Here is a 14,200-nt window from a genome sequence, read left to right as displayed (position 1 = left end):
GGCGCCCGATTTACGTGGTGATCAGCACTCCGGCGTACGACACCCCCGCCACCACCAGCCAGGAGCCGAGCCCGAGCAGGGCGATCCGGCCGCCGGTGCGCACCATGGTCGGCAGGTGGACGGCGCTGCCGAGCCCGAACAGGGCGGCCGCGAGCAGCAGCTCCTGGGTGTCCCCGGCGAGCGTCAGGGCCCGCTCGGGCAGGACCCCGGTGGTGCGCAGCACGATCATGGCCAGGAACCCGGCGACGAACAGCGGCAGCAGCGGCGGTCGTTTGCCGGCGGTCGGCGCGGTGCCGGCCCGCCGGTGCGAGCGCCGGACGGCGACCGCGACCCCGGCGACCAGCGGTGCCAGCAGGACCACCCGCATCAGTTTGACCAGCACCGCTTCGCGCAGCGCCCCGGCGCCGCCGGTCTGCGCGGTGGCGACCACCTGCCCGACGTCGTGGACGCTGGCGCCGACCCAGCGCCCGAAGCCGCTGGGGTCGAGCCCGAGGGGCTGCTGGAGCAGCGGCAGGACGGCGATCGCCAGGGTCCCGCAGAGGGTGACCAGCGCGACGGAGGCGGCGACGTCCTCCTCCTCGCTGCCGGCGGCCTGGCTGACCGCGCCGATCGCCGAGGCGCCGCAGATCGAGTAGCCGGTGGCGACCAGCAGCGGCTGGTCGCCGGGCAGTCCGAGCCGCCGCCCGAGCCAGAGCGTGCCGGCGAAGGTCGCCCCGACCACGGTGAGCACCATGGCGACGGTGGCCCAGCCGAGGCCGAGCACGTCGTCGAGGCTCAGCTTGAGGCCGAGCAGCACGATGCCGATCCGCATCAGCCGCTTGCCGGCCATGGAGAGCCCGGGCCGGGCGACGCCGCGGACCACCGGTCGCAGCCCGGGCAGGTGGGCGGCGGCGATGCCGAGCACGACCGCGGCGGTGAGCTTGGGCACGGCGGGGACGGCCTGGTGGACGGCGATCGCGGCGGCCACGCCGAGCACCGCGAGCAGCAGGCCGGGGGCGTCGCCGCCGAGCGGGGGCAGGACGCGGGTGCGGACCGGCCGGACCCGGCGGTCCCTGAGGGTCAGGGCCATTCGGGGCTCACCGCTGCTCGCCGGCGGGCAGCCGGTAGACGCGCCGGATGCTGGTGCCGAGCTTGGCGACGTCGGCGCCGTAGACGTGGACGGAGATGGCGGTGGAGCCGCACGCGTTGCGGACCAGGTGGATGTCGCCGGGCGGGGCGAACGCGGCGACGGTGCCGGCCGGGCCGACCACGTGCTCGGTCTCCACCAGGTGGGCGGTGCGCCCGTCGGACACCAGCCGGTAGCGGGTCTCGCTCTCCTGGCCCTGGTGGACGCCGGCCACGCACCAGGAGACGTGGTCGTGGATCGGGGTCCGCTGGCCGGGCAGCCAGACCAGTGCGACGACCGAGAAGGAGCCGTCCTCCTCGGCGTGCAGGACGTGCTGGCGGTAGCGGTCCGGGTCGCCCTCGCGCTGCTCGGCGGTGAGCAGCTCGCTGTCACCGAGGTGCGGGGCGAGGCGTTCGCCGACCAGGTAGGCGGTGAGTTCCGGCGGCAGGCCGCGGTCCACCACGGCGCGGATCTCGCCGACGAGGGCGGTCATACGCTCGGTGAGCCGGCCGCTGCCGACCGTGGCTGACGTTGTCATGGCGGTAGCGTCGCCCTGCGCGACCTATCACGTCCAAGGAGGGTTTTTTCACCCTCCCCCAACCATTGCTTATCAATCAGCTCGGGAGTGATCGGCCCCGGCACGGTCGGCCCGGGACCGCTCGACCCGGGACCGGTCGACCCCGCTCCGACGCCCGGTCGCCCCGATCAGCACCCGACGCGGGCGGCCGCGGCCTGCCGCAGCTGGTCGAGCACCAGCGCGGTGGCGGGGATCCGGCGGTGCTCGCGGAGCACGTACGCGCTGACCTGCCGTCGCAGGTGCGGCTCCACGGCCCGGCCGGTGACCTTGCGGTGGCACATGAAGGAGAGCACCAGCGCGGGCATCAGCGCGATCCCGACCCCGGCGGCGACCAGGCTCTGCACCGCGAGGTTGTCGTCGGTGGAGAACACGATGTCCGGCGCGAAGCCCTCCTCCGCGCAGACGTGCAGCAGGTTGGCCCGGCAGCGCGGGCAGCCGGCGATCCACCGCTCGCCGTCGAGGTCGGCGAGCCGGACGGCGTGCCGGCGGCCGAGCGGGTGGCCGACCGGCAGCAGCACCGTCAGCAGGTCCTCCATCAGCGGGATCTCGTCCAGCTCCGGCGGCACCTCGGCCGGCGCGCCGGGATAGCGGAAGGCCAGCGCGATGTCGCACTCGCCGCGCAGCAGCCGCTGCACCGAGTCGGGCGGCTCGGCCTCCAGCAGTTCGACCCGGACGCCCGGGTGCTCGGCGAGCAGCCTGGCCATGGTCTCGGGTATCAGGGTGGCGTTGGCGCTCGGGAAGGCGCAGACCCGGACGCGTCCGGCGCGCAGCCGAGCCAGTGCGGCCAGCTGCTGCTGCGCGGCGGAGAGGCTGCCGAGGATCTGCTCGGCGTGCCGGGACAGCGCCTCGCCGGCCTCGGTGAGCCGCAGCCCGCGCCCGGCCCGGGTGAACAGCGGCAGGCCGACACTGCGTTCGAGGGCCTTCATCTGCTGGGTGATGGCGGGCTGGGTGTAGCCGAGTTCGCGGGCCGCCGCCGAGTAGGAGCCGGCCCGGACGACCTCGTGGAAGGTCCGGATGTGCCGCGAGTCGAATACCGGCTCCACTGTGCCTCCGCCCGGATGCCGTGCCACTGCCCGGCAATCATAAGCAGAGTTTGGAGGTATCGAGCCGACCCTCGTTCGTACCTATGGTTCACTCCGGGAACGGACGCCTCTCGGGCCCCCGGCGGCCGGTCGGCGGGTTCACTGCTGCGCGGTCGGCGGCAGCCCCATCGCCACCTCGGCACTGGCCACCGGTGCCCCGCCCCGCATGCTCGGCCGGCGCCGCCCCTGCCGCTCGACCCATCGCGCGAACCAGGACAGCAGCAGGCACATGCCGATGTAGATCGGCGCGATCACCATCACCACCGGGATGAACGGCAGGTCGTAGTCCAGGTTGGTGGCGATCAGCTTGCCCGCGTGCAGGAACTCCTCGTAGGTGATCAGGAAGCCCAGCGAGGTGTCCTTGAGCGCCACCACCAGCTGGCTGATGATGGCCGGCAGCATCGCCCGGTTGGCCTGCGGCACCAGCACGTACGCCATGACCTGGGTCTTGCGCATGCCGAGCGCGAAGGCCGCCTCCTTCTGCCCCTTCGGCACCGCCAGCACCCCGGCCCGGAAGACCTCGGCCAGCACCGAGCCGTTGTAGAGCACCAGTCCCGCCACCAGCGCCCAGAGCGGGGCGACCTTGAGCACGACGAAGATGAAGAAGATCATCACCAGCAGCGGCATGGCCCGGAAGAACTCCACCACCAGCGTGGACAGCATCCGCACCGGCCGGTGGTCGGAGAGCCGCCCGGCGGCGAACAGCGCACCGAACGGCAGCGCGAACAGCACCGTCCAGCCGAAGGCCTTGAGGGTGTTGCCGAGCCCGCGCAGCAGCAGCTCCTGGACGCCCTTGTACTCGAAGGCCATCCACTTGGACTCGGTGAACTGCTGGGTGTGGAAGAGCATGTAGACGATCCAGCCGAGCAGCACGGCGATCGCCAGCAGCGCGATCCCGCCGTACAGCCGGTGCCGGGCAAGCGCCTTCGGGCCCGGGATGTCGTAGAGCGCCGAGGATTCCACCGTCATCGCGCCACCGCCACTCGTCGTTCCAGCAGGTTGAACACGAGGCTGACGGCCAGGGTGATGATCAGGTACCCGACGGCGATCCAGACGAAGGTCCAGACGATGCTGTAGCCCAGCTCGTTGATGGTCCGGTAGGTGCCGAGCAGCTCGGTGACGCTGAACGAGCCCGCGATCGCGGTGTTCTTCGCCAGCGCGATCATCACACTGCCGATGGGGGCCACCACCGACCGGTACGCCTGCGGCAGCACCACCAGCCCCATCGTCTGGCCGAAGGTCATGCCCAGGCTGCGCGCCGCCTCGCCCTGGCCCACCGGCACGGTGTTCACGCCCGCGCGCATCGCCTCGCAGACGAAGGCCGAGGTGTAGCAGCCGAGCGCCAGCACCGCGAAGGTGAAGAACGGCAGGGTGATGTCGAAGCGCGGCAGGCCCAGCACCACGATGAAGAACAGCAGGGTGAGCGGGGTGTTGCGCAGCAGCGTCACCCAGGTGGTGCCGAACACCCGCAACGGCTTCACCGGCGAGACCCGGAAGCTCGCGATCAGCACCCCGAGCACCAGGGCCAGCACCGCGCTCACCACGAACAGCGAGAGGGTTCCGAGGAAGCCCTCCCAGTAGGTCGACCAGTTGTCGGTCAGCGTTTTCACAGCCCGCCCCTCCCTCAGTACCGGTCGATCGGCGGCGGGGTCGGCGCGGGGATCCCGGACAGGCCGAGGGTCGCGTCGTACGCCTTCTTCCAGTCGCCGTTCTCCTCGTGGTGCGCCAGCGCGTCGTTCAGCGCCCCGCGCAGCACGGTGTCGTTCTTGGGCGTGCCGATCCCGTACGGCTCCTGGGAGAACAGCGGGCCGACCACCTTGAGCTCGTCCGGCACCTTGGCCGCGTAGCCCATGAGGATGGTGTTGTCCGTGGTGACGGCGTCCACCTGGGAGGTGATCAGGTTGTCCACGCAGGCCGAGTAGGTGTCGTAGCCGATCAGCTCCGCCTTCGGGTACTGCTTCTGGATCCGCTGGTACGGGGTGGAGCCGGCCGCCGAGCAGACCTTCTTGCCCTCCAGGTCCTGCGGCCCGTTGATGTCCGTGTTGTTCTTGCGCACCAGCAGCGACTGACCGGCCAGGTAGTACGGCCCGGCGAAGCCGACCAGCTTCTTGCGGTTGTCGTTGATGGTGTAGGTGCCGACGTAGTAGTCGACCTGGCCGTTCTGCAGCGCGGTCTCGCGGTTGGCCGAGGCGATGGTGCGGAACTCGATCCGGTCCGGGCCGAAGCCCAGGTCGGCGCCGACCATCTTGGCGATCTCGATGTCGAAGCCGGAGTACTGGCCGGTGGCCGGGTTCTTCTGGCCGAGGTAGGGCTGGTCCTCCTTGGCGCCGACCACCAGGTGCCCCCGGGCCCGGGCTCCGTCCAGGGTCGGGGAGCCGCTGACCGGGCTCCCGGTCGCCACCTGGTAGCTGGGCAGGGCGCTGGGCTGCGGCCCCTTGGGCGGCGGGGTGCCGGGCTTGCCGCAGCCGGCCAGCAGCAGGGCCGAGGCCAGCAGGGTGACGGTCTTCTTCACGGGCCGGGCCTCAGTGCTTCAGGATCTTGGAGAGGAAGTCCCGGGCGCGCTCGCTCTCCGGTGCGTCGAAGAACTCGTCCGGCGCGCGGTCCTCGACGATCCGGCCGTCCGCCATGAAGACCACCCGGTTGGCGGCCGAGCGGGCGAAGCCCATCTCGTGGGTCACCACGACCATGGTCATGCCCTCGTGCGCCAGCAGGCGCATCACGTCCAGCACCTCGTTGATCATCTCGGGGTCCAGGGCCGAGGTCGGCTCGTCGAAGAGCAGTGCCTTCGGGTCCATCGCCAGCGCCCGGGCGATCGCCACCCGCTGCTGCTGGCCCCCGGAGAGCTGGGCCGGGTACTTGTCCGCCTGGTCGGCCAGCCCGACCCGCTCCAGCAGCGCCCGGGACTTGGCGTCCGCCTCGCCCCTGGCCCGCCCGCGCACCTTGATCTGCGCCAGCGAGACGTTCTGCAGCACGGTCCGGTGCGCGAACAGGTTGAAGGACTGGAACACCATCCCGACCTCGGCCCGCAGCCGGGCCAGCCCCTTGCCCTCCTCGGGCAGCGGTCGACCGTCGATCAGGATGGTGCCGGACTCGATCGGCTCCAGCCGGTTGACGGCCCGGCAGAGCGTGGACTTCCCGGAGCCGGACGGGCCGATCACCACCACGACCTCGCCGCGGCCGATCGTCAGCTCGATGTCCTGGAGCACGTGCAGCGCGCCGAAGTGCTTGTTGACCCCGCGCATCTCGATCAGCGGGGTGAAGCCGCCGGGCCCGGGACCGGAAGCCGGTCCGGGCCCGGGCGGTGGCTCGGCGGTGCTCACCGTCCGCGCCGCCCCTTCAGCAGCCAGCCGAGGGCCGCGCCAGCGATCAGGGTGCCCAGCAGGGCGATCCAGAGCGGAGCGGTCACGGTGAAGACCCAGAACTGGATCTGCACCTTGTCGAGGTTGGCGAACAGGAACCACACCGCGAGGACGACGATGACGCCGATCCCGATGTACCGGGTGGGGATCCCACCGATCTCACTGCGCTTGGTGCCGGAGGCGCCGTCCGAAATCTTGGTCACCCGTGCAGTCTGCGGGCGAATGGGCGGTTTTGCCCCGCCACGCGCCCGGGAGTAACCCGCACGGGGCAACCCCTCCCCGCGCCGGGTGACCTCCCGTCACACTCCGTCATGACCCGCCGTCAGCAAGGGCTCACCCCTCGTCCCGCCAGGAGCGCCACAGCGCCGCGTACGGACCACCGGCCGCCACCAGCTCCGGGTGGCTGCCGTACTCGCTGATCCGCCCGTCCTCGACCACCGCGATCACGTCCGCGTCGTGCGCGGTGTGCAGCCGGTGCGCGATGGCGATCACCGTGCGGCCCTCCAGCACCCGGGAGAGCGAACGCTCCAGGTGCCGGGCGGCCCGCGGGTCCAGCAGCGAGGTGGCCTCGTCCAGCACCAGGGTGTGCGGATCCGCCAGCACCAGCCGGGCCAGTGCCAGCTGCTGGGCCTGCGGCGGCGTCAGCGCGGCACCGCCGGAGCCGACCTCGGTGTCCAGGCCGGCCGACAGCGCGTCCACCCACTCCCCGGCGTCCACCGCGTCCAGCGCCCCGCGCAGCTCGGCGTCGTCCGCCCCGGGCGCGGCCAGCAGCAGGTTGTCCCGGAGCGTCCCGACGAACACATGGTGCTCCTGGTTGACCAGCGCCACCTCGGAGCGCACCCGCTCGGCCGGCATCCGGGACAGCGCCGCCCCGCCGAGGGTCACACTGCCCCGGCCCGGGGCGTAGATCCCGGCCAGCAGTCGGCCCAGCGTGGACTTCCCGGCCCCGGACGGCCCGACCAGGGCCACCCGGCTGCCCGGGGCGACGTCCAGGCTGATGCCGTGCAGCACATCGGCGCCCTCCCGGTAGCCGAAGCGCACGTCCCGCGCCTCGACCCGCCGCCCGCTCGGCCGGACCTCGTCGTCGTTCTCCGCCGTCGGCACCTCGTGCACGCCGACCAGCCGGGCCAGCGAGGCCTGCCCGATCTGCAGCTCGTCGTACCACCGCAGGATCAGGTCGACCGGGGCCACCAGCGCCTGCGCGTACAGCACCCCGGTGGTCAGCTGGCCCACGGAGATCCAGCCCCGCAGCGCGAACAGCCCTCCGAGCAGCAGCGGACCGAGCACCGCCAGGGTGTACACGGCGTCGATGGTCGGGAACCACGCCGAGCGCAACCAGAGGGTGTACCGCTCCCAGGCGATCCACTCCGCCAGCTTGCGGTCGGTCAGCCGGACCCGCTGCTCGCCGAGTCGCAGGGACTCCACCGTCCGGCCCGCGTCCACCGTCTCGGCCAGCACGGAGTTCACCGCCGCGTACCCGGCGGACTCGTTCCGGTAGGACTGCGGGGCGCGCCGGAAGTACCAGCGGGAGGAGGCCAGCAGCAGCGGCAGGCCGAGCAGCGAGGTGAGCGCGAGCAGCGGTGAGGTGACCACCAGCGCGCCGAGGACCAGCAGCAGCGAGACGATCGCCACCGCCAGCTCGGGTACCGCCTCGCGCACCGACTTGTCCAGCCGGTCGATGTCGGTGGTGCCGCGGGAGACCAGGTCGCCCGTCCCGGCCCGCTCCAGCACACCGGTCGGCAGCGCCACCGAGCGGACCAGGAAGTCCTCCCGGAGGTCGGCCAGCACCCGCTCGCCGAGCACGGCGCCGCGCAGCCGCGACCACCAGGTGAACGCGGACTGCACCGCGAGCGCGAGCAGGTACCAGGCCACGGCCACCGTGATGGTGGACCCGGCAGTGCCGGTGGCCAGCGACTCGACCAGCGTGCCGAGCACCCACGGCCCGACCAGCCCGGCCACGGTGGCCACGGTGTGCAGCCCGACCACCGCCGAGAACGGCCCGCGATGACGCCGGGCCAGCACCCGGAGGTAGCCGCGCACGGCGGCCGGGGAGCCGACCGGCAGCGTGGTGGCCGGCCCCTGCTCCTGCTGGACGGGGGGCTTCATGCGTCACTCCTCGGCTCGGACGGGATCGGACGGTTCCACCGGGACGCGGCGGCGGGGCGCTCCCCGGCCGGCCCGGACGGGCGGCGGCGGCGCCTCATGACCGCTCCCCCACCGGTGCCGGCACCCCGGCGCCCGGCCCGACCCCCGCCGGCTCCTCCTCGCGGGTCACCACCGCCCGGTAGGCCGGCTCGCCGCGCATCAGCTCGCGGTGCGAGCCGCTCGCGGCCACCCGGCCGTCCCGGACCAGCACCACCCGGTCCGCCCGGTCGAGCAGCAGCGGGCTGGTCGCGAGGACCACCGTGGTACGCCCCTCGCGGTTCTGCCGCAGCCCGGCGGCGATCCGGGACTCGGTGTGCGCGTCGACCGCGCTGGTCGGCTCGTCCAGCACCAGGACCGGCGGGTCGGCCAGCAGGGCCCGGGCCAGCGCCAGCCGCTGGCGCTGGCCGCCGGACAGCGAGCGGCCCCGCTCGGTGATCTCCGCCCGCATCGCCTCGCCCCGGCCCGTCAGGCCCGCCGAGCCGTCCACCAGGGCGTCGAGCACGTCCTCGGCGCGGGCGGCGGCGAGCGCCCCGGCGGGGTCGACCCGGCCGGAGGCGGGGATGTCGAACAGCGCCGCCAGGGTGCCGGAGAGCAGCACCGGCTCCTTGTCGTGCACCAGTACCGCGGCCCGCGCCTCGGCCAGCGGGACGGTGTCCAGCTCGACGCCGCCGAGCCGGACCGAGGGCTCCGGCCGCCCGCCCTCGGCGACCGGGACGTGCCCGCCGAGCCGCTCGGCCAGCGCCCCGGCGAAGTCCGGGTCGCCGCAGACCACTGCGGTCAGCTCCCCGGCCCGGACGGTCAGCCCGGTGACCGGGTCGTACAGGTCGGAGCGGGCCGGATCGGCCAGCACGTTCTCACCACCGCCGTCGGTCCGGGTGAGCGAGAGCACCCGGACGGCCCGCCCGGCCGAGACCCTGGCGACGCTCCAGGCGTGCGCCGCCTCGCCGAGGATCCGCAGCGGCGCGGCCAGGAAGGCCGTGGCGCCGTAGACCGCGACCAGGGTGCCGATCGAGATCCGCCCCTCGGCCGCCTGCCGGGCGCCGTACCAGGTGATCCCGACCACGAACAGCCCGGGCAGCAGCACCTGCTGGGCCTGCATCAGGGACCAGATCCGGGCCGAGCGGACGGCGGCCGCGCGGACCTTCTGGGAGGCCGCCCGGTAGCGGTCGAGGAAGAGCTCCTCGCCGCCGATGCCGCGCAGCACCCTGAGGCCGGCCACCGTGTCGGCGGCCAGCTCGGTCGCCTTGCCGCCGAGCGCGCGCTGCTCGGTGTAGCGGCGCTCGAACGGCCCCAGCAGCGGCCAGACCGAGGCGGCGAGCACCGGCACGCCGAGCAGCACGGCCAGCCCGAGCACCGGTTCGGTGGCCAGCACCGCGGCGCTCACCCCCAGCCAGACCACGATCGCCCCGCGCAGCCGGGCGACGAGCTCGACGTACCAGCCGATCTTCTCGACGTCCCCGCTGCCGACCGCGACGATCTCGCCGGTGGCGATCCGCCGGGACAGCCCGGAGCCGAGGTGGGAGGCCTGACGGGCGACCAGCTGCCGGACCTGGCAGGCGGCGTGGATCCAGTTCCAGACCGCCTGGCGGTGCAGCAGGACGGTGCCGACCGCGGAGACCGCCGCCAGCGCCAGGGCGAGCGCGCCGGCCCGCCACAGGGCGTCGGAGTCCCCGTCGACGACGGCCTGGACGCCGAGGCCGACCGGCAGCGGCAGGGCCGCCTGGCAGCCCATCTCCAGCAGCGACCAGCAGGTGGCGAGCACCTGCCCGCGCCGCTGGCCGCGCTGGAGCCAGCGCAGGAATCCGAGCGGGGAGGAGAGTTCCGGACGGCCGGGGTCGGCCAGCGGGAGGGTTTTGAGCAGCATGACGCTCCGTTGGAGGCGGCGCGGGCGGAGGGCGAGGGGGAGGCCGGTAGGGTCACGGCCGTGGGTCGGTCAGGAGGTCATGGCAGCGAGACTGCCAACCCGAATGTGATCTGCGCAACAGGTTTTCCGCCCGCCGGGCCCACCCCGTAGGCTGCTGCAAGCGCCGGTAGCGCGCGTCGGAAAATTTCTCCGGGACCGGGGAACAAATCCGTCGCCCCCGCCGGTTGCCCCCTAGGAACCGTGGACGACCAGGAGAGGGCACTCCTTCCGTGAGCAACATCCCGAGCCTCGAGCTCAACGACGGCAACCTCATCCCCCAGCTCGGCTTCGGGGTCTGGCAGGTGCCGGACGCGGAGGCCACCGCCGCCGTCCGCGCCGCGATCGAGGCGGGCTACCGCTCCATCGACACCGCCGCGATCTACGAGAACGAGACCGGCACCGGCAAGGCCGTCGCCGAGGCGCTGAGCGGCGGCATCGCCCGCGAGGACCTCTACATCACCACCAAGCTGTGGAACTCCGGCACCCGCGACTGGTCCGGCGAGCAGGGCCGGGACGCGGTGCTGCGCGAGTTCGACGCCTCCCTGGAGCGGCTCGGCCTGGAGTACCTCGACCTCTACCTGATCCACTGGCCGCGCCCGATGCACGGCAGCTACGCCAATGTCTGGAAGGCCCTGGAGCAGCTGCGCGCCGACGGCCGGGTCCGGTCGGTCGGCGTCTCCAACTTCGGCACCGAGCAGCTCACCCGGCTGGCCGAGGAGTCCTCGCTCGTCCCGGTGCTGAACCAGGTCGAGCTGCACCCGTACTTCCCGCAGGAGGAGCTGCGCGCCTTCCACGCCGAGCACGGCATCGCCACCGAGGCGTGGAGCCCGCTCGGCCAGGGCAAGGACCTCCTCGGCGAGCCGGCGCTGGTCCGGATCGCCGAGAAGCACGGCCGCACCGTCGCCCAGGTGGTGCTCCGCTGGCACCTGCAGAGCGGCATCATCGCGATCCCGAAGTCGGTCACCCCGTCGCGGATCAAGGAGAACCTCGACGTCGCCGGCTTCGAGCTGGACGCCGAGGACCTCGCCGCGGTCGCCGGTGTCGCCACCGGCACCCGGATCGGCCCGGACCCGCAGGGCTTCGACTGGAACTGACCGGGCGGGCGGCACCCCCGCCCGGCCGCGTGTCAACGGCGAAGGCCGCCCTCCCCGATGCGGGAGGGCGGCCTTCGCCGTGTTGACCCGCGGACCGTCACCGGTCCGGGGCCGACGGCCCACGGTCGAGGACGGCCGGCCGACGGGTGAGCGACGGACGACCGCGGAGCGACCGGATGGCGAATGGTTTTGCCGGACGGCCGAGGCTTTCGCCTACAGCCGCGCCGCCTTGGCGATCAGCGCGAGCGCCGCCTCGTGCTCGTGCTCCTCCAGCGGAGCCAGCAGCAACCGCTGGACCTGCGCCACGCCCGCGGACGAGCGGTGCAGCAGGTCCTGACCCGCCGGCGAGAGCGACAGAAGGTTGCGCCGCCCGTCCGAGGGGTCGCGGCGACGCTGGACCAGGCCGCGCCGGACCAGCCGGCTGACCATCTCCGCCATCGTGGCCTTGTCCAGCGAGGCGAGCTCGCCCACCGTGCGCTGGTCGGCGCCCGGCTCCAGTTCGAGCGCGTCCAGCACCGCGTACTGCGGCGCCGTCAGCTCCGAACCGACGTGCTCCGACCAGAGCTTGGTGTGCACCTGCTGGCTCACCCTGATCAGGTAGCCGATCGCCCTCTGGGCGTCCAGCATCGGTCGCGCGTCCGTCAGGACGGCGACCTGGGCCGGCTCCAGTCTGGCTATCTTGGCCATGACACGGACAATCTCCAGCTGCTCCTCCGAGGTGAGCGGCTCGAAGAGCGTGCGCTGCACACGGACCACTCCGCCGGTGGCCTCGCGGACAGCCTGGGCGCCGCTCTGCGAGAGAGCGAGCAGCTTGCGCCGGCCGTCGGCCGGGTCTCGGCGCCGAAGCACCAGGCCGCGCCGGACCAGCCGGGCGACCATCTCGGCCATAGTGGCCTTGTCGAGCGAGGCACGCTCGCCGACGGTCCTCTGGTCGGCGCCCGGTTCGAGGGCGAGAACCAACAGGACCGCGAACTGCGGGGCCGTGAGATCGGCCCCGACATGTTCGGACCACAGTCGAGTGTGGACCTGCTGTGCAACGCGGATGAGGTGTCCGGGCGACTGCTGCAGTCGCGCGGACACGCGGGTCGTCGGGATCTCCCCCAGCACCATGTATCCGTCCCGATGTCACACCCGGTGTGTGTGGGACACCCGGGTGGGGCAGTAACGGCGAGTGGGCGTCCCGCTGTGAGGGAGGGCGCTCCAGCCGTGCAGCCGGTGGCTGCTGGCGGACACTATACAAACGGCAGGCCCTCGCTGGCAGGCAGGGGCGGATAGTAGACGCAGGTTCGGCAACATTGGCATATTTACTCGCCGCGCCGACCCGCCGGTAACCCGTTCGCAGGAGAAAGCCGACCGGTCGGTCCTTACCCTCGGTCACCTGCGCCTTCGCCCTGGCCGCGCTCCCTACTCGCCGGTAGGGTATGGCCACCCGGACGGATCCGCCCTCCGGATCGGCCCGGCGGAACCCGAGAGCCCGCCGTACGGTTCCTGGGAGTTCCCTGAGTACCGCGTTCCGGAACGGAACCGCGTCCGGCCGGTCACCGGCGTGACCCCCGAGCGACACCCGAGCGACATCCGCGGACCCGCTCCGACGCCCGCGGACCTCCGAGAGAGACGAGACCGAGCATGACCGAGCAGACCACGTCCCCGCGGGTCGCCGTCGTCACCGGCGCCGCCCGCGGCCTGGGCGCCGCCACCGCCGTCCGCCTGGCCGCCGACGGCTACGCCGTCGCCGTGCTCGACCTGGAGGAGTCGGCCGGCCGGGAGACCGTCGAGCGGATCACCGCCACCGGCGGCCGGGCCCTGGCGGTCGGCGCGGACGTCTCGGACGCCGCCCAGGTGCAGGCCGCGGTCGACCGGATCGTCGCCGAGCTCGGCGCCCCGGTCGTCCTCGTGAACAACGCGGGCGTGCTGCGCGACAACCTGATCTTCAAGATGACCGAATCCGACTGGGACACGGTCATGAACGTGCATCTCCGCGGCGCGTTCCTGATGACCCGGGCGATCCAGAAGTACATGGTCGACGCCGGTTTCGGACGGATCGTCAACCTCTCCTCCTCCTCGGCCCAGGGCAACCGGGGTCAGGCCAACTACTCGGCCGCCAAGGCCGGCCTGCAGGGCTTCACCAAGACCCTGGCCATCGAGCTCGGCAAGTTCGGCATCACCGCCAACGCGGTCGCCCCCGGCTTCATCGCCACCGACATGACGGCCGCCACCGCGGCCCGAGTGGGCATGGGCTTCGAGGAGTTCAAGGCCGCCGCCACCACCCAGATCCCGGTGCGGCGCGTGGGCGAGCCGGAGGACGTGGCCAACACGATCTCCTTCTTCGCCGGCGAGGGCGCGGGCTTCGTCTCCGGTCAGGTGGTCTACGTGGCCGGCGGTCCCCTCGACTGACCCTCCGAACCTACGCAGGGTTACCACGGGGTGGGAACCGGCCCGGCCGGTCTCCCACCCCGTGTTTTTTGCCTGAATTTGGGAGAAGGCACACGAACGCCATACGGACATTCGATCCGAAAACGTCTCCGGAACGACCCGGAACGACCTCAGGTGATCGGAGAACACCTTTGCCGAGGAATTCCGAATGCCCCCGGTAATGCCCTCGAACCCATTCGGGCGGTTACGGCCGGACCGTCCGCGAAGGATCCGGAAAAGGCCGGTCCTAGCCCTCCCAGCTGCGCACGACCAGTCCGTCGCGCACCGCGAGGTTGAGCCGCCCCTCCCGGTGGTCCATCGTCATCGCCACCCCCGGCGGCAGTACCCGCACCGAGGCCCACCCGTGCCGACGGGCCAACTCCTCGGCCCGCTCGACCCGCAGCCCCGCGTAACCCTCCGCGTCCGTGTCCGTCATCGCCCCTCCCCGGCTCGCCCAGCAGACGTACGCTGGAATCGTAGACCGCCCGTACGAGGACCGCCGGTACGAACGGCCGCAGGCGAC

Annotated in this window: 14 protein-coding genes; 2 read left to right on the top strand and 12 right to left on the bottom strand. The window is 72.7% G+C overall.

Annotated features, from left to right (window positions below; all coding sequences use genetic code 11):
- Positions 1–10: 10 nt before the first annotated feature.
- From OG715_RS34605 to OG715_RS34560, 10 genes are all read right to left on the bottom strand, one after another.
- The gene (locus tag OG715_RS34605) at positions 11–1,069 is read right to left on the bottom strand and encodes a YeiH family protein (protein ID WP_266273328.1); all 1,059 of its coding nucleotides are present in this window, start codon (positions 1,067–1,069) and stop codon (positions 11–13) included.
- Positions 1,070–1,076: 7 nt separating this feature from the next.
- The gene (locus OG715_RS34600; protein WP_045943777.1) at positions 1,077–1,643 is read right to left on the bottom strand and encodes a cysteine dioxygenase family protein; all 567 of its coding nucleotides are present in this window, start codon (positions 1,641–1,643) and stop codon (positions 1,077–1,079) included.
- A gap of 167 nt (positions 1,644–1,810) precedes the next feature.
- Complete coding sequence (locus OG715_RS34595) at positions 1,811–2,725, bottom strand: LysR family transcriptional regulator (RefSeq protein ID WP_045943776.1); 915 nt, start codon at positions 2,723–2,725, stop codon at positions 1,811–1,813.
- 138 nt (positions 2,726–2,863) lie between these two features.
- Entirely contained in the window at positions 2,864–3,733 is an 870-nt protein-coding gene (locus OG715_RS34590) for an amino acid ABC transporter permease (RefSeq protein ID WP_266273329.1), read from the bottom strand.
- Positions 3,730–4,374 carry an amino acid ABC transporter permease gene (locus OG715_RS34585; protein WP_266273330.1) on the bottom strand — a complete coding sequence of 215 codons (645 nt, stop codon included), beginning with the start codon at positions 4,372–4,374 and terminating at the stop codon, positions 3,730–3,732. Before OG715_RS34585 ends, OG715_RS34590 begins: the two co-directional genes overlap by 4 nt.
- A gap of 14 nt (positions 4,375–4,388) precedes the next feature.
- A complete protein-coding gene (locus OG715_RS34580) occupies positions 4,389–5,276 on the bottom strand; it encodes a glutamate ABC transporter substrate-binding protein (protein ID WP_266273331.1) in 888 nt (295 codons plus the stop codon).
- Between the two features lie 10 nt (positions 5,277–5,286).
- Positions 5,287–6,006 carry an amino acid ABC transporter ATP-binding protein gene (locus OG715_RS34575; protein WP_323182252.1) on the bottom strand — a complete coding sequence of 240 codons (720 nt, stop codon included), beginning with the start codon at positions 6,004–6,006 and terminating at the stop codon, positions 5,287–5,289.
- A gap of 74 nt (positions 6,007–6,080) precedes the next feature.
- Positions 6,081–6,326 carry a lipopolysaccharide assembly protein LapA domain-containing protein gene (locus OG715_RS34570; RefSeq protein ID WP_030392187.1) on the bottom strand — a complete coding sequence of 82 codons (246 nt, stop codon included), beginning with the start codon at positions 6,324–6,326 and terminating at the stop codon, positions 6,081–6,083.
- A gap of 130 nt (positions 6,327–6,456) precedes the next feature.
- Positions 6,457–8,229, bottom strand: a complete 1,773-nt coding sequence (locus OG715_RS34565; protein ID WP_266273332.1) for an ABC transporter ATP-binding protein — start codon at positions 8,227–8,229, stop codon at positions 6,457–6,459.
- Positions 8,230–8,323: 94 nt separating this feature from the next.
- Positions 8,324–10,132 (bottom strand): ABC transporter transmembrane domain-containing protein, encoded by a 1,809-nt coding sequence (locus OG715_RS34560; RefSeq protein WP_266273333.1) that lies wholly within the window; start codon positions 10,130–10,132, stop codon positions 8,324–8,326.
- Between the two features lie 269 nt (positions 10,133–10,401).
- Here OG715_RS34560 and OG715_RS34555 point away from each other — a divergent pair, with 269 nt between their 5' ends.
- Positions 10,402–11,265 carry an aldo/keto reductase gene (locus OG715_RS34555; RefSeq protein ID WP_266273334.1) on the top strand — a complete coding sequence of 288 codons (864 nt, stop codon included), beginning with the start codon at positions 10,402–10,404 and terminating at the stop codon, positions 11,263–11,265.
- A 213-nt stretch (positions 11,266–11,478) separates the two neighbouring features.
- Here OG715_RS34555 and OG715_RS34550 read toward each other — a convergent pair whose 3' ends face one another.
- Positions 11,479–12,375, bottom strand: coding sequence for a MarR family winged helix-turn-helix transcriptional regulator (locus OG715_RS34550; protein WP_051742929.1), 897 nt, complete (start codon positions 12,373–12,375; stop codon positions 11,479–11,481).
- A gap of 516 nt (positions 12,376–12,891) precedes the next feature.
- Here OG715_RS34550 and fabG point away from each other — a divergent pair.
- Positions 12,892–13,659 (top strand): 3-oxoacyl-ACP reductase FabG, encoded by a 768-nt coding sequence (gene fabG / locus OG715_RS34545; protein WP_266273335.1) that lies wholly within the window; start codon positions 12,892–12,894, stop codon positions 13,657–13,659.
- Between the two features lie 265 nt (positions 13,660–13,924).
- Here fabG and OG715_RS34540 read toward each other — a convergent pair whose 3' ends face one another.
- Positions 13,925–14,113 carry an I78 family peptidase inhibitor gene (locus OG715_RS34540; RefSeq protein WP_266273336.1) on the bottom strand — a complete coding sequence of 63 codons (189 nt, stop codon included), beginning with the start codon at positions 14,111–14,113 and terminating at the stop codon, positions 13,925–13,927.
- Positions 14,114–14,200 lie beyond the last annotated feature (87 nt).

Origin of the sequence: Kitasatospora purpeofusca, from assembly GCF_036010405.1 — a bacterium.
GTDB lineage: Bacteria > Actinomycetota > Actinomycetes > Streptomycetales > Streptomycetaceae > Kitasatospora > Kitasatospora purpeofusca.
This window is presented reverse-complemented; position numbering and strand designations above follow the sequence as displayed.